This is a genomic window from Emcibacter nanhaiensis, assembly GCF_006385175.1.
Lineage (GTDB): Bacteria > Pseudomonadota > Alphaproteobacteria > Sphingomonadales > Emcibacteraceae > Emcibacter > Emcibacter nanhaiensis.
In genome coordinates, this window is record NZ_VFIY01000005.1 from 592361 (window position 1) to 611062 (window position 18702).

At 57.1% G+C, this 18702-nt stretch carries 19 protein-coding genes; 13 read left to right on the forward strand and 6 right to left on the reverse strand.

The window, feature by feature from the left end; all coding sequences use genetic code 11:
• The first annotated feature begins 56 nt into the window (after window positions 1-56).
• The 7 genes from FIV46_RS06715 to FIV46_RS06745 all read left to right on the forward strand — a co-directional run bounded on the left by FIV46_RS06715 (window position 57) and on the right by FIV46_RS06745 (window position 8010).
• Entirely contained in the window at window positions 57-485 is a 429-nt protein-coding gene (locus FIV46_RS06715) for a MaoC family dehydratase (RefSeq protein WP_139939722.1), read from the forward strand.
• A 58-nt stretch (window positions 486-543) separates the two neighbouring features.
• Window positions 544-1521: a bifunctional riboflavin kinase/FAD synthetase gene (locus tag FIV46_RS06720; protein WP_139939725.1), complete on the forward strand. Its 978-nt coding sequence runs from the start codon at window positions 544-546 to the stop codon at window positions 1519-1521.
• A 109-nt stretch (window positions 1522-1630) separates the two neighbouring features.
• On the forward strand, window positions 1631-4471 hold the full coding sequence (gene ileS, locus FIV46_RS06725) for an isoleucine--tRNA ligase (protein ID WP_139939727.1): 2841 nt from the start codon (window positions 1631-1633) through the stop codon (window positions 4469-4471).
• Window positions 4471-4959 carry a signal peptidase II gene (gene lspA, locus FIV46_RS06730; RefSeq protein ID WP_139939729.1) on the forward strand — a complete coding sequence of 163 codons (489 nt, stop codon included), beginning with the start codon at window positions 4471-4473 and terminating at the stop codon, window positions 4957-4959. The genes ileS and lspA overlap by 1 nt, the downstream gene beginning before the upstream one ends.
• Window positions 4960-4992: 33 nt before the next feature.
• The gene (locus tag FIV46_RS06735; protein ID WP_139939731.1) at window positions 4993-5205 is read left to right on the forward strand and encodes a DUF3035 domain-containing protein; all 213 of its coding nucleotides are present in this window, start codon (window positions 4993-4995) and stop codon (window positions 5203-5205) included.
• A gap of 46 nt (window positions 5206-5251) precedes the next feature.
• Window positions 5252-6655, forward strand: coding sequence for a M16 family metallopeptidase (locus tag FIV46_RS06740; RefSeq protein ID WP_139939733.1), 1404 nt, complete (start codon window positions 5252-5254; stop codon window positions 6653-6655).
• Entirely contained in the window at window positions 6652-8010 is a 1359-nt protein-coding gene (locus tag FIV46_RS06745; protein ID WP_139939735.1) for a M16 family metallopeptidase, read from the forward strand. Before FIV46_RS06740 ends, FIV46_RS06745 begins: the two co-directional genes overlap by 4 nt.
• 379 nt (window positions 8011-8389) lie before the next feature.
• Here the strand turns inward: FIV46_RS06745 and FIV46_RS18070 are convergent, their stop codons facing one another.
• Window positions 8390-8548, reverse strand: a complete 159-nt coding sequence (locus tag FIV46_RS18070; RefSeq protein ID WP_181163089.1) for a hypothetical protein — start codon at window positions 8546-8548, stop codon at window positions 8390-8392.
• A 195-nt stretch (window positions 8549-8743) separates the two neighbouring features.
• Here FIV46_RS18070 and mutL point away from each other — a divergent pair, with 195 nt between their 5' ends.
• Complete coding sequence (mutL, locus tag FIV46_RS06750; RefSeq protein WP_139939737.1) at window positions 8744-10612, forward strand: DNA mismatch repair endonuclease MutL; 1869 nt, start codon at window positions 8744-8746, stop codon at window positions 10610-10612.
• Here the strand turns inward: mutL and FIV46_RS06755 are convergent.
• Genes FIV46_RS06755 through FIV46_RS06765 form a run of 3 tightly spaced genes read right to left on the reverse strand, consistent with a single transcriptional unit; the run spans window position 10609 to window position 12378 of the window.
• Window positions 10609-10791 (reverse strand): hypothetical protein, encoded by a 183-nt coding sequence (locus FIV46_RS06755; protein WP_139939739.1) that lies wholly within the window; start codon window positions 10789-10791, stop codon window positions 10609-10611. The genes mutL and FIV46_RS06755 overlap by 4 nt on opposite strands.
• A gap of 43 nt (window positions 10792-10834) precedes the next feature.
• Window positions 10835-11386 (reverse strand): 16S rRNA (guanine(966)-N(2))-methyltransferase RsmD, encoded by a 552-nt coding sequence (gene rsmD / locus FIV46_RS06760; RefSeq protein ID WP_139939740.1) that lies wholly within the window; start codon window positions 11384-11386, stop codon window positions 10835-10837.
• Complete coding sequence (locus tag FIV46_RS06765) at window positions 11383-12378, reverse strand: pseudouridine synthase (RefSeq protein ID WP_139939742.1); 996 nt, start codon at window positions 12376-12378, stop codon at window positions 11383-11385. The genes rsmD and FIV46_RS06765 overlap by 4 nt, the downstream gene beginning before the upstream one ends.
• A 108-nt stretch (window positions 12379-12486) precedes the next feature.
• Here FIV46_RS06765 and FIV46_RS06770 point away from each other — a divergent pair, with 108 nt between their 5' ends.
• From FIV46_RS06770 to FIV46_RS06785, 4 genes are all read left to right on the forward strand, one after another.
• Window positions 12487-12960 carry a nucleoside deaminase gene (locus FIV46_RS06770; protein ID WP_219845941.1) on the forward strand — a complete coding sequence of 158 codons (474 nt, stop codon included), beginning with the start codon at window positions 12487-12489 and terminating at the stop codon, window positions 12958-12960.
• 61 nt (window positions 12961-13021) lie between these two features.
• Window positions 13022-14332, forward strand: coding sequence for a mechanosensitive ion channel family protein (locus FIV46_RS06775; RefSeq protein ID WP_139939744.1), 1311 nt, complete (start codon window positions 13022-13024; stop codon window positions 14330-14332).
• A gap of 22 nt (window positions 14333-14354) precedes the next feature.
• Window positions 14355-15443, forward strand: a complete 1089-nt coding sequence (locus tag FIV46_RS06780) for an energy transducer TonB (protein ID WP_139939746.1) — start codon at window positions 14355-14357, stop codon at window positions 15441-15443.
• A gap of 73 nt (window positions 15444-15516) precedes the next feature.
• Window positions 15517-16611 carry a TonB family protein gene (locus tag FIV46_RS06785; protein WP_139939748.1) on the forward strand — a complete coding sequence of 365 codons (1095 nt, stop codon included), beginning with the start codon at window positions 15517-15519 and terminating at the stop codon, window positions 16609-16611.
• Here FIV46_RS06785 and FIV46_RS06790 read toward each other — a convergent pair.
• Window positions 16608-16841, reverse strand: coding sequence for a hypothetical protein (locus FIV46_RS06790; protein WP_139939750.1), 234 nt, complete (start codon window positions 16839-16841; stop codon window positions 16608-16610). The genes FIV46_RS06785 and FIV46_RS06790 overlap by 4 nt on opposite strands.
• Window positions 16842-16853: 12 nt before the next feature.
• Window positions 16854-18011: a Na/Pi symporter gene (locus FIV46_RS06795; RefSeq protein ID WP_139939752.1), complete on the reverse strand. Its 1158-nt coding sequence runs from the start codon at window positions 18009-18011 to the stop codon at window positions 16854-16856.
• 244 nt (window positions 18012-18255) lie between these two features.
• On the opposite strand from FIV46_RS06795, the gene FIV46_RS06800 reads away from it, so the two are divergent.
• On the forward strand, window positions 18256-18702 hold the full coding sequence (locus FIV46_RS06800) for an excisionase family DNA-binding protein (protein ID WP_139939754.1): 447 nt from the start codon (window positions 18256-18258) through the stop codon (window positions 18700-18702).

An 18702-nucleotide genomic window follows, 5' to 3' on the forward strand; every position in this document is an offset into this window, starting at 1 on the left:
AAGTCTTAATATATAGCCATGGATAGTTGTTTTAACCTATTGTGAGGGAGCAGCCGGTGTCGGAGTTGATTAAATATTATGTAGAGGATCTGGCTGTCGGCCAGACCGCCAGTCTGGAAAAAACATTTACTGAACAGGATATTCACCATTTTGCCGAGGTGACCGGCGACTGCAATCCACTGCATCTGGATGAAGACTATGCCAAGACGACCCTTTTCAAGGGCCGGATCGCCCATGGCATGCTGACCGCCGGACTGATTTCCGCCGTGCTGGGCACTGAATTGCCGGGGCCGGGCGCCATTTACATGTCCCAGAATCTGAAGTTCAGGGCGCCGGTCCGGATCGGCGACCGGGTCAAGGCCCAGGTCACCGTCGAAGACGTCAATGTGGAAAAAAAGCGTGTAAAACTTCATTGCGTGTGTACAGTGGGTGATGATGTTGTTATGGAAGGGGAGGCTATGATGATGGTCCCCTCCAGGGGATAACACCGGTCCGGCAGCGAACAGTCCGGACAGCTGATCTGAGAGACATGCGAACGCGCCAATGAGAATTTTCAGGCACAGTGACAATATACCGGACAACTGCAGGGGGTCTGTTATCGCGCTGGGCAATTTCGACGGTTTTCACCGGGGACACCAGATCGTAATTGCCGAGGCGGGGCGAATTGCCCGGGAAATGAACACCACCCTGTCGGTGATGACGGTGGAGCCGCACCCCCGCAGCTTTTTCAATCCGGCCCAGGAGGATTTTCGCCTCACCTCATTCCGCACCAAGGCTCATCTGCTGGAGGCCTTCGGTGTCGACCAGCTTTTTACCCTGCCCTTCGATCGGGACCTTTATAAAATGTCAGCCCAGGACTTCGTATTGAAGATCCTGCTGGAGGACATTGGCGTCCTGCATGTGGTGACCGGCTTTGATTATCGTTTCGGTGCGGGTCGCGGCGGAGGCACCGATGTGCTGGGCTGGCTCAGCGAGATGGAACAGTTCGGCCTGACAATTGTGGAGAAAGTGATGGAAGGCGATCATATCTATTCCTCCACCAATATCCGCGAAAGCCTGCGCCAGGGCAGGGTGCGCGAGGTGGCGGACCGGCTCGGCCACTGGTGGTGCGTCGAAGGCCATGTGATCCAGGGCGACCAGCGCGGCCGCACCATCGGTTTCCCGACCGCCAATATTTCCATGGACGGCTATCTTAAGCCGCTGGCCGGGGTCTATGCGGTCCGGGTCCAGGTTGCCGACGGGGAGGTCTGGCAGGGCGTGGCCAATGTCGGCCGCAGGCCGACCTTCAACAAAAAGGATGTGCTGCTGGAAGTGCACCTGTTCGATTTTGAAGATCATATCTATGACCATCCGGTCAAAGTGGCCTTTGTCGATTTCATCCGGGAAGAAACCAAATTTGACGGACTCGACGCCCTGAAAGCCCAGATTGCACTGGATTGCACGACCGCCCGGGAGCTTCTGGCCAAACCGGAAAACCGGCAGGATTATATCCCGATGCCGCGCCTGGAGGACTATCTTTAGGATATAATCGCCTGAATCGGCCCGCTGCCCGTGAAAAAGGCTCGACAGTGGCCGAGTTCCCTTGCTACAAAGTGTCGTTTTTCAGCCGATATCATAAGAAACAACTGACATGACCAAAGATTATCGCACAAGTATCTTTTTGCCCAAGACGGACTTCCCGATGAAGGGCAACCTGCCGAACCGCGAGCCCCAGTGGCTGGAACGCTGGGCCGAGAATGATATTCCCGGCCGCCTGCGCGCGGAAAGCAAAGGACGCGAGAAATTTATCCTCCATGACGGCCCGCCCTATGCCAACGGCGATATTCATATCGGTCATGCGCTGAACAAGGTCCTGAAGGATGTGATTGTCCGTTCGCGCCAGATGTCGGGCTTTGACGCGGTCTATGTGCCGGGCTGGGACTGCCACGGTCTGCCGATCGAATGGAAGATCGAGGAGAAATACCGCAAGAAAAAGAAATCCAAGGACGAAGTGCCGCTCGGTGAATTCCGCCAGGAATGCCGCGATTTCGCCGCCCACTGGATTGACGTGCAGCGCGAGCAGTTCAAGCGGCTGGGCATTTTCGGCGACTGGGACAATCCCTATCTGACCATGAACTTCGCCGCAGAGGCCAAGATCGAGGAAGAACTGCTCAAATTCCTGATGAATGGCGGCCTCTATCGCGGCGCCAAGCCGGTCATGTGGTCGGTGGTGGAAAAAACCGCGCTCGCCGAGGCGGAAGTGGAATATCAGGATGTGGTCTCGACCCAGATCGATGTCGCCTTTGAAATCACCGAAAGCCCGATCGCCGAACTGGTCGGCGCCAATGCGGTGATCTGGACCACCACTCCCTGGACCATCCCGGTTAACCAGGCCTTGGCTTATGGCCCGGAGGTGGACTATGTGGTTGTGGAGATGAACGGCAAGAAGGTTCTTGCAGCGGAAGCCCTGCTTGGCTCCCTGCTGGGCCGTGTCGGCTATGAAGGCGCGACACCTGCCGTCCTGTGGAAAGGCAAAGGCGCAGACCTGGCCGGCACCAAGGCGCAGCACCCGATGCATCACCTCGGCGGCTTTTACGCCACGCCACGGCCGTTCCTGCCCGGTGACTTTGTCACCACCGACGCCGGTACCGGCCTGGTGCATATGGCCCCGGACCATGGTGAGGACGACTTCGCCCTCTGTAAGGAACACGGCATCGATCCGGTTTTTGCCGTCACCGACGGCGGCACCTACCGCGACGACTGGCTGTGGCTCGGCGGCCAGGGCAATGTAATCAACAAGAAATTTGTCGCGTCCGACGGCCCGATCTGCGAAGATCTGCGCGCCACAGGACAGCTGCTGGCGGCGAGCGACGACTTTGAGCACTCTTATCCGCACAGCTGGCGCTCCAAGGCCAAGGTGATCTTCCGCTGCACCCCGCAGTGGTTCATCAGCATGGACACCAATAACCTGCGCCAGATCGCGCTCGGCGAAATCGAGAAAGTGAAATGGTTCCCGCAGACCGGCCAGAACCGCATCCGCTCCATGGTCGAGGGACGGCCCGACTGGGTAATCTCCCGCCAGCGCGCCTGGGGCGTGCCGATCAGCCTGTTCGTGCGCAAATCCGACGGCGAGCTGCTGAAGGACGAAAATGTTAACCGCCGTATCATCGAGGCCATGAAGGAAGAGGGCGCCGACGCCTGGTTCTCCTCTGAACCGAGCCGCTTCCTCGGCAATGACTATAACCCGGACGACTATGAACAGGTTATGGACATCCTGGATGTGTGGTTCGATAGCGGCTCCACCCACAGCTTCGTGCTCGAGGACCGCGACGACCTGCAGAGCCCGGCCGATCTTTACCTGGAAGGCACCGACCAGCATCGCGGCTGGTTCCAGTCTTCGCTGCTGGAAAGCTGCGGCACCCGCGGCCATGCGCCCTACAAGGCGGTGCTGACCCACGGCTTTACCCTGGACGAGAAGGGCCTCAAAATGTCCAAGTCGCTGGGCAACGGGGTCGATCCGCAGCAGGTGGTCAAACAATATGGCGCCGACATCATCCGCCTGTGGGTGACCTCGACCGACTATTTCAACGATCATCGCATCGGCGACAATATCATCAAGGGCCAGGTGGAAGCCTACCGCAAGATTCGCAATACCCTGCGCTTCCTGCTCGGCAACCTGGAAGGGTTCGCTGAGGAAGAGCGTCTGCCAGTATCCGAGATGCCGGAACTGGAACGCTGGGTGCTGCATCGCCTCAGCGAGCTGGACGCGCTGATCAGGGACTGTATCGAAAATTATAATTTCCATCGCCTGTATAATGCGCTTTACAACTTCTGCATTGTCGACTTGAGCGCCTTCTATTTCGATATCCGCAAGGATGCGCTTTACTGCGATGCGCTGATGGCCACTCGCCGCCGCGCATCCCGCACGGTGCTGGATGCCATTTTCCATTGCCTGACCCGCTGGCTGGCGCCGATCCTGGCCTTTACCGCCGACGAGGTCTGGCAGTCCCGCTATCCCGACGACAAGGACAGCGTGCACCTGAAAACCTTCTATGACGTGCCGGCCGACTGGCGTGACGAGGCGCTGGCAGAAAAATGGACCAAAGTCCGCAGCCTGCGCCGGGTCGTAACCGGGGCGCTGGAAGTGGAGCGCCGCGAAAAACGCATCGGCTCCAGCCTGCAGGCCAAAGTCAGCGTCTTTGTTACCGACAGCGGCTATGTGGACGCGCTCAAGGGCATTGACCTCGCCGAAATCAGCATCACCTCCAAGGCCGATCTGGTCGAGGGCGCAGCCCCTGCTGGTGCCTTTGCCCTGGAGGATGTGGCCGATGTGGCGGTGGTGCCGGACCTGTCCGAAGGCGGCAAGTGCGAGCGCTGCTGGCAGGTGTTGCCGGAAGTGGGCACCATTGACGGCCACGAGGACATCTGTGGCCGCTGCGCCGAGGCGGTGGATGCGCTCGGCATTGAGCTTCCGGAAAAAGAAGAGGCCTGATGTTCGCCCGTGGCCTGATCATCGCAGCCTTTGTGTTCCTGCTGGACCGCCTCAGCAAATGGTGGTTCATCGATGTCTTTGAACTGCCGAAAAAGGGCGTGGTCGAAATTCTGCCCATCTTCAATGTTGTGATGTACTGGAACCGGGGGGTCAGCTTCAGCCTGTTCTCTGCGGAAACGGAGACAGGGCGCTGGATTCTGGTCGGCATGACCTGCCTGATTGTGGTGGTTTTGCTGTTTTGGCTCAGATCTGTGCAGGCTCGTCTCACAATGGTGGCAATAGGGCTTGTCATTGGCGGCGCAATTGGTAACATCTACGACCGGGTTATGTATGGCGCCGTGGCGGACTTTTTCCAGTTTCATCTGGGCGACTGGTCCTTTGCGGTGTTCAATGTGGCAGACTGCTTTATCTCCCTCGGCGCGACCGTGCTGGTCTGGGAGGCCTTTTTCGGCAGCAGTGCGGAAAAGAAAAAACAACTGCCGCAATAATTGGCAGAGAGTGAAGCGAAAGGGAATATTTTGGTGATCAGGCAAGCAATGATAATCGGGGCAGGACTTCTGGCACTGGCGCTCAGCGCCTGCGGCGGCAAGGATGCTCCGGACGAGTTTCTGGTTCTTAAGAATCCGTCTCTGGCGGTGCCGCCGGAATATCACCTGCGTCCGCCGGGAGACGATGATTTGGCGGACACCTATACGCCGCAGGAACTGGCCAGGCAGGCTTTGTTCGGCGAATAGTCCTGATGCTCTCCTGTAGCATGGCACTTCCAAGCGGGAGACAAAAATGACCGGTATATCCCGAACTTTCATATCCCTGACGCAACGGACGGCGGTTCTCGCCGCCCTCCTGCTGGTGGCGGTGATAACGTCGCCGGCCCGGGCCAGCGATAGTGTTGTGGACAGTTTCGCCCTCGACAACGGCATGCAGGTGGTGGTTATTCCCGACCACCGGGCGCCGATCGTGACCCATATGGTCTGGTATAATGTGGGCGCCGCCGACGACCCCAAGGGGCATTCCGGCCTCGCCCACTTCCTCGAACATATGATGTTCAAGCGGACAAAGACGCTGGCGGAAGGGGAATATTCCCGTATCGTCGCCCGCAACGGCGGCCGGCACAATGCCTTCACCTCCGCCGACTACACCGGCTATTACCAGACCGTGGCCGTTGACCGGCTGCCGCTGATGATGGAGCTGGAGGCCGACCGCATGGTGGGCCTGGTGCTGGATGAACAGGATATTCTGTCCGAACGGGATGTGGTGCTGGAAGAACGCAGCATGCGGATCGACAGCCAGCCCATGGCCCTGCTGCGCGAACAGATGGCCGCCGCCCAGTTTACCGTGCACCCATACGGCATTCCCATCGCCGGCTGGCGGCGCGAGCTGGAAAAGCTGTCCCTCAAGGATGTGCGCGATTTCTATGACAAATATTATAACCCCGCCAATGCGATCCTGATTGTCGCCGGCGATGTCACCACCGAACAGGTGCGAACACTGGCCGGGAAATATTACGGCCCGCTCAAGGGCACGGTGCTGCCGAAGCGGGTGCGTGCGCAGGAGCCGGAACAGACTGAAGCCAAACGGGTGGACTACCGGGACCAGCGGGTCCAGCAGCCGACCTGGCTCCGGAGCTATCACGCCCCGAGCTATAGCGCCGGGCGCAAGGAACTGGCGCCGGCTCTTGACGTGCTGGCGGAAATCCTCGGTTCCGGTGTGGTCAGCCGCCTTTATCAGAAGCTGGTGGTGGAACAGCGCGTCGCGGTGGCGGCGGGCAGCCAGTATAGCTCCATCTCCTATGATCCCGACAGCTTCCTGTTTTACGCCGTTCCCCGTCCCGGCCTGGCGCCGACGCCGGAGGAATCGCTCGACATCCTGGAAAAAGCCACCGACGCCGTGATTGCGGAAATTGTGGAAAAGGGAATCACCGAGGAAGAATTGAACCGGGTGAAAACCGGTCTGGTGGCGGAAATGATTTACGCCCGGGATTCCAACAGCACCATGGCGCAGATTTTCGGCCAGGCCCTGACCACCGGCAGCACCATCGAGGATGTGCTCAACTGGCCCGACGAGATCCGGGCGGTGACCACCGACGATGTGCTGGAGGCGGCGCGCTATGTGCTGGATATCAGGAAATCGGTGACCGGCCGCCTGCTGCCAAAACAGCCTGAACAAGCGGGAGAAATGAAATGAAACTGAAATCCCTGCTTGTTGCCCTGATAGTCATTCTGGTGCTGCCCGCCGGGCGCGCTCTCGCGGCGATGGACATCCAGAAAGTCATCAGCCCCACCGGGATCGAGGCCTGGCTGGTGGAGAATCACACCATTCCGGTCATCAGCATGCAGTTTGCCTTCCAGGGCGGCGAGGTCAAGGACCCGGCCCATAAGGCGGGCCTGTCGGCGCTGGTGTCCGGCCTGCTCGATGAAGGGGCAGGGGATATGGATTCCCGGACCTTCCAGACGGCGCTTGAGGAAAAAGCGATCAAGCTCGGCTTTTCTTCCGGGCAGGATCGCTTTAACGGTTATCTGAAGACCTTGACCGAGAACCGGGAACAGGCCTTCAACCTGCTGTCCCTGGCCCTCAATAAACCGCGGTTCGACCCGGACGCCATCGACCGGATCCGCCAGCAGCTGATCACGATCCTGATCCGGCAGCAGGAGGATCCGAGTTCCATTGCCGCGGAAATCTTCCGCGAGCAGAGTTTCCCGCATCACCCCTATGGCAACAGTCCGATCGGGACCGAGGAAACCCTGAACAGCCTGACCCGCGAGGACCTGCTGCTCTATATGGAGGAGCGCCTGACCCGGGATCGTCTGGTCATCAGTGTAGTCGGTGACGTGACGGCCGAGGAACTGGGTGAACTCCTTGACAGGACGTTCGGTATCCTGGTGGATGAAGCCATTGACGCCCGGGTCACTGACACCCAGCCGGAAATGCCGGCGGCGCTGTATCTGAAAAAGCATCCGGGCCACCAGTCCAAGATCCTGTTCGGCCATGGCGGCATCAAGCGCCTGGATCCGGACTGGTATGCGGCCTTTGTGATGAATTATATCCTGGGTGGTGGCGGCCTGACGTCACGTCTGGCGGAAACCGTGCGCGAGGAAAACGGCCTGGCCTATTCGATCGGCACCGGCTTCCAGCCCCGGGAATATAGCGGGCTGTTCAGCGGCAGCATGGGGACCCAAAACGAGCGGGCCTCGGAAGCCATTGCCTTGACTCGCGACGAAATCCGCCGCATGCGGGACGAGGGGGTAACGGAACAGGAGTTGCAGGACGCCAAAACTTACCTGACCGGATCCTACGCCCTGACTTTTTCCACCAGCGACGCTATTGCCAGACAGTTGCTGGGCGCCCAGATCCTTGGGTTCGAGCCGGTATATTTCGAGCGTCGGAATGAATATATCAATGCGGTGACCCGTGAACAGATCAGCCGCGTGGCCAAGCGGCTGCTGCATCCGGATAATCTGTTCTGGGTAGTGGTCGGTAGTCCGGCCAATCTGGAAAGCCTGGATATCCCGCTGATGGGGGATGCCGCCAAGACGGAATAGTCACCTCAGGCGAGGGAACTTTCGCCTGTGAATGTTTCTTCGCGTGACGGAATAAGGCAGATTGTCCCTATGGCAACAAGGAGCAGACTGACAAATACGAGGAGCTCCTGATAGTTGGGCGAGATTTCCATCATAGCTGCTGTAAGTCCGCCGAGTCCAAGACCGAAAATAAGTCCGTGTATAAATCTCATGTTTCTTCCCCTTCGTTGAGTGATGGGGAAACATTAATCCACTGGTTGTGCGGTTGCGTTGATCTGGATCAGTCTGCCGCATTATTCCGAATTTTTGTCAATCCAACGGAAATCTGTCGTTTGTCAAAAAGTACAATCAGCCGCGGTGCTGCCGGCAGAGCCGGCCAGAAGCCGGTCCGGTCTCCCTGTCACACAGATCGATTGTCAATCAGCAGTTTGGTTTCCAAGGCAAGCAGCATGAGGCTGCCCACTGCCAGAATGATTTGATGTTTGTCGGCAATGCCCAGAACGGCGGCGGAAAGTCCGCCCAGTCCCAAGCCGAAAATAAGGCCATGTACGAGTTTCATGAATTTTCCCCGGTATTGAGTGTTATAGCGTCTCTTGTCTTTAGCGGCTGCCCTTGCCACATATAAGAGGCTACTCACGGATTATGTCCGCAGCATGTCGGAAATATGAAAAGATTCGGCTATTTTGTGGCAAGCAGACTTGTTAAGATGTCCCGCAAGGGATCAAAAAGAAGTTTAACCGGAGACCTGTTTCAAGTGAAAATCCGCCGCCTGTCCGAAAGTACCATCAATCGCATTGCCGCCGGTGAGGTTATCGAACGCCCGGCCAGCGCCGTCAAGGAACTGGTGGAAAACGCGCTCGATGCCGGGGCCCGCAACATCGAGGTGGTCATGGCCCGGGGCGGGCGCGAGCTGATTTCCGTCACCGATGACGGCTGCGGCATGGACCGGGAGGAACTGGAGCTGGCGGTGGAACGCCACGCCACCAGCAAACTTCGGGAAGACGACCTGACCCACATCACCACCATGGGTTTTCGCGGCGAGGCCCTGCCGTCCATTGCGTCGGTGGCCCGCTTTTCCATGTCGAGCAGGCCACAAGGCAGCGACGAGGGCTGGCGACTCGAAATTGAAGGCGGCAAAAAAGCCAGCCTGCAGCCGGCGGCGCAGGGGTCCGGCACCCGGGTGGAGGTGCGCGATCTGTTTTTTGCCACCCCGGCCCGGCTCAAGTTCCTGAAAGCCGAACGCACCGAATTCTCCCATGCGCTGGATGTGGTGAAACGGCTGGCCATGGCCCATCCCGAGGTGGCCTTCTCCCTCAGCGACGGCGAGCGGAAAAGCTTCCAGGTGTCGGCCGCCCAGGGCGAGCTGCTGGACAGCCGCCTGCGCCGCCTGTCGGCCATCCTGGGCCACGAGTTTGCCGACAATTCGCTGTCCATCGAAGTGGAACGTGAAGGCATCCGGCTCAGCGGTTTTGCCGGCCTGCCCACCTTCAATCGCGGTAACGCCCAGCACCAGTATCTGTTCGTCAACGGCCGGCCGGTCAAGGACAAGCTGCTGACCGGGGCGGTGCGCGGCGCCTATATGGATTATCTCGCCCGTGACCGTCATCCGGTGCTGGCCCTGTTCCTCGAGGTGCCGCCGGAACTGGTCGATGTCAATGTGCACCCGGCCAAGGCCGAAGTACGGTTTCAGGACAGCGGCCTGATCCGTGGCCTGATTGTCGGCAGTTTGCGCCGGGCACTGGAAGGGGCCGGTCACCGCTCCTCCACCACTGTCGCCGACCAGGCGCTGGGGGCGATGTGGCCGGAACTGTCAGAACCATCGCTCCGCCCTCATAGCGGTCAGCTTCAGGGCAACTACAGCCGGTATCGGTCAACGCCGTCCACTCCGTCCGGTTTTGCCGACCGGGCGGCGGACTTTCAGCGGCCGCTGGAAACGGGCAGGCAATTGGGCCTCGGCGAGCAGGAAGAGCAACCCTTTGCCCCGCCCATGGGCCGGTATGAAGCTGATCAGGTTCCACCCCCTCATGCGCCGGACCTGACCAAATATCCGCTTGGCGCCGCCCGGGGCCAGTTGCACGAAACCTATATCATCGCCCAGACTGAAACGGGCATCGTTCTGGTCGATCAGCATGCGGCCCACGAACGGCTGGTTTACGAGCGCATGAAAAAGAATATGGACACGACCGGGGTGCCGCGCCAGACCCTGCTGCTGCCGGAGGTGGTGGAACTGGACCAGGGTGCGGCGGAACGGCTGGCGGCCCGGGCCGAGGAACTGGCTGATCTTGGCCTGGTGCTGGAACCCTTCGGCGATGGGGCGGTAGTCGTGCGGGAAGCGCCGGCGCTGCTCGGCGACACCGATATCAAGGGACTGGTGCGCGACCTGGCCGATGAACTGGCGGAACTGGACCAAGCCCTGTCGCTCAAGGAACGGCTGGAGGAGGTCTGCTCCACCATGGCCTGTCACGGCAGCGTGCGGGCCGGGCGCCGGCTCACCACCGAGGAAATGAATGCCCTGCTCAGGGAAATGGAAGCCACCCCTCATTCCGGCCAGTGCAATCACGGCCGTCCCACCTATGTGGAGCTGAAACTGTCCGATGTGGAACGGCTGTTCGGCCGCCGCTAGCCGTCTTCGCGAAACGCCGCCTCGATTTCCGGGATTGCCTGTTCCAATAATTCCACCACTGATGTCAGCCCGCCTTTCTGTGCTTCTTCGAGTAAAAACCTCAGGCAGTCCAGCGTATCCGCCCGGTCGCGGCGGACCATGGCCAGATATTCTTGCAGATCGAATTCCCCCTCGGACATCAGGGCAGAATACAACTATAAGTAGTATTTACAAAGAAATATTCTATTTAATGAATTTGAGGACGGTGATCTTGCTGTCGCCATAAGTGCGGGACATAAGCTCTTCGAAACCTTCCGGGAGGTCCGGCTGTTCATCTCCGGCACATTCGGTGACCAGGACACAGCCGTCGGCGAGGGCGTCTTTGGTCAGCAGATTATCGATAGTCGGCCAAATCAGGTTTTTATGATAGGGCGGATCCAGGAACACCAGGCCATAGGGATGGTCCGGCACGGGCAGGCGGATGGCGTCCATGCCGAGGCAACGGCACTGCTCTTCGGCCTTGAGCAGGGCGATATTTTCCTTCACCAGCAGGAGTGAGCGGCGATCCTTGTCGGCAAAGGTGACGTGAGCCGCACCCCGGGACAGGGCCTCCAGCCCGAGCGCGCCGGTGCCGGCAAAGGCGTCCAGCACCTCGAGGCCGTCAAACTCCAGCCCGATACTGTTCTGCAGCAGGTTAAACAGGGTTTCCCGCATCCGGTCGGTGGTCGGCCGGATATGCTTGCCGGACGGGGCCTGCAGACGGCGGCCCTTGTATTTTCCGGCAATCAGCCTCATGACCGGCGGGGGGACCTGGTTGAGGTGGAGCGGCTGGCGGCTCTGCCGCCGCCCCTGCGATCGCTGTTTCGACTATCGCTGCGGCCCTTGCTGCGCTCCGGTTTGTCGTCCGCCTTGCCGAGACGTTGCTTGCGCTCCCGGCGCGGGTTGGCCTTGCCGGCCGGTTTCGCCTTGGGTTTGGCCCAGCCCGCTTTCGGTTTCGCTCTGGGCTTCGGCGCCTCCGGCTCCGCCACCTTGATGCCGCGGGCTTCGAAGAACGGGCGGCACAACTGGTGCAGGGCGTCACGCTCCACTTCCACCACGGCGCCGCGTTCCAGCTTGCCGAGCTCAAACGGGCCGTAGCTGAGCCGGATCAAACGGGTGACCTGAAGGCCGGCATATTCCAGCAGCTTGCGCACTTCCCGGTTCTTGCCCTCGCGGATGCCGACGGTGAGCCAGAGGTTGGACTTTTCCTGTTCGCCGAGGTCCAGCTCCACTTCCCGGTAGACCACGCCGTCGATGGTGACGCCTTCGCGGATTTCCTCAACCTTCCTTTTCGACGGGCGACCGTGGGCGCGGACCTTGTAGGTCCTGAGCCAGCCGGTGTCCGGCAGCTCCATCCAGCGGCTCAGTTCGCCATCATTGGTAAGCAGGATCAGGCCTTCGGTATTGAGGTCGAGCCGGCCGACGGAAATCACCCGCGGCATATGGGCGGGCAGGGCCTCGAAGATGGTCGGCCGTCCCTCGGGGTCGTGATAGCTGGTCACCCGTCCTGGCGGCTTGTGATAGATCCACAGTCGGGCCGGTTCCGGTGCCTTGACCTTCATGCCGTCGACCGTGATGCCTTCGGTGGAGGTGATCAGGGTGGCGGGGGTGGTGATGACCTTGCCGTGCTGTTTGACCATGCCGGCCTCGATCATGCGCTCCACGGCCCGGCGTGATCCCACACCGGCCCGGGCCAGCAACTTGGCGATGCGTTCCCCTTTCGGGTTATTGTCTTTTTCTTCGGTCATATCCCTGTTCCTTCAACAAGCGCGCACCATAGACCTGTTGCGGAAAAAATCAACGTAATCCTTTGGGCAGTCAGTAGATTGGGCCGGTTTCAGCTTGACCTTTATAGCATGAAACCGCACTCTGCCCCCATGATGTTGTCACCCCATATGAAACGGGCGCTGGAGCTTGCCGCCGAAGCCGCCGATCAGGGCGAAGTTCCGGTCGGGGCGGTGATCGTGCACGGTCCCACCGACCGGGTGCTGGCGGAAGCCCATAACCGGGTGCTGCTGGACAAGGACCCGTCCGCCCATGCAGAGCTGCTGGCCATCCGCCAGGCCTGCAAGGTGCTGGACAGCGAACGGTTGATCGACTGCGACCTTTACGTGACGCTGGAACCCTGTCCCATGTGCGCCCAGGCTATCAGCTTCGCCCGCATCCGCCGGCTCTATTACGGCGCCTCCGATCCCAAGGGCGGCGGCGTCGAGCATGGCCCCAGGATATTCTCTTCCTCCAGCTGCCATCACAAGCCGGAAATCTATGGCGGCCCCGGCGGCGAACAGGCCGGGGAGTTGCTCCGGGAATTTTTCCGCGGCCGTCGTTAGTTCTCTTATGGCGTTAATTTCCCTGTTTTGCTTTTTGCCGCAAAGCGGGTAAACTCATGAAATGGAAGAATTAAAAACAAAGGGGCAGGACCTCCTGCAGAATATTCTCGTCTGGCTACAGGATGTGGTTCTTACCTATGACAGCCTGTTCCAGCTTGGCGCCGTCTTTATTCTCCTGCTGCTCAGTTCCGGCATCGTCTTCTGGCTCAAGCCGGCGATGAAAAAACTGTTCGGCGAGCGCCAGACCTTCCGCAAGCTCGAAGTTCTTTACATCAATCCCATGTATCTGCCGGTGATCTGGCTGATCCTGCTGGAAATGGCCGATACCGTCATGCAGCTGCAAGAATTTCCCACCGGCATTATGCGGATTGCCATCAGCCTGCTCTCGGCCTGGATCGTCATCCGGCTGGCGACCAACCTGATCAAGACCCGGGAAATCGCCCGCCTGGTGCGGGTGCTGGTCTGGGTCCTGGTGGCCCTCAATGTGGTCGGCTGGCTCGACCCGGGGATGGAGCTTCTGGACAAGGCCCGGTTCAAGATCGGCGAATATGAGGTCAGTGTGCTCGGCATGATCACCGGGGTGCTGACCCTGCTGGTACTGGTCTGGGTCGGTAACCTGCTGGCCGGCCTGATGGAAAGCTGGCTCAAGAAAGTGCCGACGGTGACGCCGTCGGCGCGGGTGTTGCTGAGCAAACTGTCGCGTATCGTGCTGGTGGTGGTGGCCTTCCTGATCGCCCTGTCCAGCGTCGGTATTGACCTCACCGCCTTTGCCGTGCTCGGCGGTGCCATCGGTGTGGGTGTCGGTTTCGGTCTGCAGAAAGTGGTTTCCAACTTCATCTCCGGCGTGATCCTGCTGCTCGACCGTTCCATCAAGCCCGGCGATGTGATCGAGGTCTCCGGTACTTACGGCCGCATCGATAAGCTGGCGGCCCGCTATACCTCGGTGATCGCCCGCGACGGCCGCGAGTTCCTGGTGCCGAACGAGGATATGATCACCCAGCCGGTGATCAACTGGACCTACACCAACAAGGAGGTGCGCCGTCATCTGCCGGTGGGGATCTCCTATGGCTCCGATGTGGACCGGGCCATCGAAATCCTGATTGAGGCGGCGGACGAGACGCCGCGGGTGCTTGCAACTCCGGCCCCGCGGGTGCTGATCAAGGGCTTCGGCGACAGTTCCATCGATCTCGAGCTCCGGGCCTGGATTGCCGACAGTGAACAGGGGGTCAGCAATGTGGCGAGCGAGGTCTATTACCTGATCTGGAAAAAGTTTCAGGAGGACGACAGCGTTGAAATGCCGTTCCCGCAACGGGACGTGCATATAGTGTCCGACGTGCGGATGAAGGAAATCGAGGGACCGGCGGAGAGCTGATCCAATCTTTGGGGGTAAGATAATGCGGCGTTATATTCTAATTTTATTTCTGATTATACAGGTCATCCCAGTTCTCGCCTATGCGGTCGACCGGGATAAAGAACAGGAATTTCTGGAAGCGTTGTCAGAATACAATAAAGCATGGGAGACATCTCGGGATAAGGAAGCCTACGATCATGCAAAACGTGCCTATATATTGAGTCAAGAGCTCTATGATGAAGGCAGTAAACAGCAATTTTATGCGACAAAAAACTTTGCTATGGCCAGGGGGCGTCTTGGCGATAGAGAGGCCTTGGGATCATTTTACGAGGCTCTGGGTGATGCACAGGGACTCTTTGAAGAGAATTCTCCCGAGATGTTAGATGTATATGTCGGGTTGGGGAAAAGTAGTCTTTCCGTATTTGATCTCAAAAAAGCGAGAAAATATCTGGGAAAAGCTGAGGACGTATTTAAGAAATATTTCCCCAAGAATCTGGCCGTAGAAGCAGAAATTTTGACGGCTACTTCTTCAATTGACATTTTTCGTAGAAAATATCGCTCAGCTGGAAAGAAATATGAACGACTGCTTGATATTCATCTCCAGTTATATGGGGACGAGCATCTGGTAACAGCTCTTTTTTATCAGAAGATTGCCGGTTTTTATGATAGCAGGGGAAAAATACACGAAGCACTGGAGTTTCGTCAAAAGGCGCATTCGATATTGATGGCGAAGTTGCCTGAGGATAGTGCTGAAATCCGGGCAAGCCATATCGGGCTTCTTGCCTCTTACGATGGTCTTAGAAATGAAAAAGAGGCATTGAAACATTGTCTGGAAATTTCCCGATTAAGCGACGATATCACTGAAACACAGATGCTCCCGGTCCTTGCAGTGGCACCAAAGAAAGACTTCCACCTTCCTGCAAGTAAGGCCGAGGTTAGTGTCGTTATTGAGTTTACTGCCGGGGCCGATTGCAGGGTTCACGACGCCAGAATTGCTGAAGGGAACAGGGCCTTTGGCAAAGCAGCCGTAAAAGCGGTGGAAAAAATGCGGTTTCCTCCGCGACTGGTAGATGGAAAGCCTGTTTCAACACCGGGTCTACGGCATGAAATGACTTTCACACGGGTGAATTAGTACTGAAAACAGGTTGTATAAAATCGGATTGGAAAACTGAAACAGGAATAATAGAGATAATTCGGGGGATGTTATGAAAACTTTTTTAAAAGCGTTGATGGTAATAGTTAGTTTATCTTCTACAGGCCATGCAGGGTCTACGGAGAAAGACGGCAAGGCCGAGTTTATCGAGGCCTTGAAGGGATTTAAAAAAGCCTGGGCCGCGGAAGACAGGGAAGCGGCGTTTGATTTTGCCGAAAGAGCTTATGACCTCAGCCAAGAACTATACGGGGAGGGGACGAAATATCAATATTTCGCCACCAAGCAATTCGCCATGGCGCAAGATCGCCATGGTCACCGGGATGAAGCCATCAAGTTTTATCTGGAAGCCCTGGAGGATGGTGAACAGATCTATGATGTGAATGGTCCGGAACTGTTTGATATCTATTTCGCTCTCTCAGCGCTTTACTCAAGTTCACATGAGCATGCTTCTGCGGAAAAATATCTCTCCCGGGCCGAAAAGGTTTACGAAGAATCCTTCCCCGATGACCTTCTGGTTAAAGCAGATATTCTGAATCTAAGGGCGAAAGCCTATTTTTATGAGGGCAAAGCCAAAGCCGCTGAAAAGAACTATCTGCAGGTTCATGATATCTATGAAAAAGAATATGGGAAGGATCACCCCCAGACCTACATGCCTTATTTCTTTCTTGCCAAGATTCATATGGCCAGGAAAGATTACGATAAAGCCCGTGAGCTCCTTGAACCGGCGAATGAGGTGTTCCGGAAGACTCTGCCGCCCCGGAATACTGTGTTGATGGCCAGCCATGCTTTTCTTGTGGAAATATACGAAAAACTGGAACAACCTGACAAAGCAACGGAGCATTGTGTCGCGATTGCAGAGGCTAAACCAAATGACACCGTGGATTCCTACAAGCCAATATTCAGAGGCGTGCCAGCGTATCCAGTAAATATGGCAAGAAGTGGTAGGGAAGGATATGTGATTCTTGAATTCACCATTGATGAAGCCGGTATGGTCAAGGACATCAGGGTGTTGGAGGGGGCAAAGGGATTTAAGAAAGCAGCTGTCGAATCAGCAAAGCGATGGCGTTTTGCTCCTGCCATAAAGGATGGCAAACCGGTTGCCACGCATATTGTAAATCACAAAATTACATTTGAATTGGTCCGCTAGGACTTGTCCTTCTTCATTTCCTGGAACAGGGTGGTGAGGAAGGTCTTCAGGTTGCCGAGCCGGTTCTGGGCCTCGTCCATATGTTCCTCGAGATGTTCCACTTCCTCATGCTGGGAGCGCAGCTCACGTTCCTTGAGCTCCTCTTTCATCAGCACGAGCATCTCTTCAGTGTCGGAGATCAGCTTTTTCAGCTTCTTGTTGGACAGTTTTGAAATGTCTGTGTCTTCCATGGTGATCATTCCCTAGCTGAAGGCCCTGTAAAGAAGAACCATAAGTCCGGGGGCCATAAAAAACACCCCGAGCAGATAGACTATCGCATAGATTTTGCGTTCTGTGGAGACCTTGGCCAGCCACATGGCCCCGGCCATGGGCAGCTGCCGGAGCGGTTTGAGGCCGAAGATCAGCAGTACGGCGGCAATATTGAAGCAAAGATGGACCATCGCCACCTGCAGGGCGAGCACCGCCGTCGGCCCGCTGACCCCGGTGGCGGCGAGGAGGGCGGTGATGGTGGTGCCGATATTGGCGCCAAGGGTAAAGGGATAAATCTGCTTGAGCCGGAACACGCCGCTGCCGGCCAGCGGTACCATCAGGCTGGTGGTGGTCGAGGAAGACTGCACCAGCACGGTGACGATGGCGCCGGAGGTGATGCCGGTCAGCGGGCCCTTGCCGATGGCGCTGTGCATGATCTGTTTGGCCCGGCCGACCATCAGTTTTTTGAGCAACCGGCCGATCCAGGTGATGGAAATAAAGATGACCGCCACGCCGAAGACAATCAGGATGATGCTGCCGGCCTCGGCGGAAATCATATGGGCGAGGTCTTTGAACTCATTGATCAGCGGCTTGGTGGCCGGCTTGATGAAATTGAGGCCCTTGACGCTCATGTTCTCGCCGCCGACCAGGTGGGAGGACAGCCAGCCGCCGATTTTTTCCAGAAAGCCGAACATGATTTCCAAAGGCAGGAAGACGATGACCGCCATGACATTGAAAAAGTCATGCACGGTGGCGGCGGCGAAGGCCCGGCGAAATTCCTTTTTCTTCCGCACATGGCCCAGACTGACGATGGTATTGGTGATGGTGGTGCCGATATTGGCGCCCATGACCATGGGAATGGCGGTGCCCACCGGCAGGCCGCCGGCCACCAGGCCGACGATGATGGACGTGACGGTCGAGGACGACTGGATCATGGCGGTGGCGATCACACCGATGATCAGGCCCATGAAGGGATTGGTGGCGAATTCAAACAGCTCTTCGGCGTGGCCCTTGGTGGCGCCCTTGAAGCCGGCGCCGATCATGCCAACGGCACAAATCAGCAGATAGACCAGGAATATGACGAAACACCATTGTAAGATTGTCTGCCAGAGTTGTTTCTGGTCTTCCCCCGCCGCCGTGATATCGGTCATGCCGTCCCTCAACTAAAGAATCACCTTGTTGGCCGGCATGATTCCACGGCTGTCATGTCAATGCAATAAAAGTGTCACAAAAGTTGAGGACGCTTGATATCTGCTTAAAATTAACTATTTATAAAGAAAATAGTGTTTCGATTATTTCGATTATTTTGTTTATTTCGTTTATTTGTTATTGTACAAAAAGTACATAACAGATGTTCAATTGATTTGATTATTTGTGAGCAAGGGAGATATTGGTATGTCAAATGCGGTAATAAACTTGCCAGACGAGAAAGAAAAGGAAGTTGCAGCTGAAAATAGTCGGTTGCTAGCACGATTCCTTGACCGTGAAGAAGGAATCTCCATTCAAGTTGAGGACGATGGCCTGCAAACAGTGACGTTGCCACGCCAAGCTGTTCGCTTACTGGTAGATATTATGACTCATATGGCACAGGGGGATGCTGTAAACATTGTGCCTGTACATAAAGAAATGACAACACAGGAAGCGGCCGATTTTCTAAATGTGTCCCGTCCGTTTTTAATAAAGCTGCTAGAAGAAGGTAAAATACCTTTTGGAAAGGTTGGGACACACAGACGAATTTTATTTGGGCATCTTGTTGAATATAAAAATGAAAGAGATGCTGAGATGAAGAGAGCAGCGAGTGAATTAACAAAACTTTCCCAGGAACTCGAATTGGATATGTGA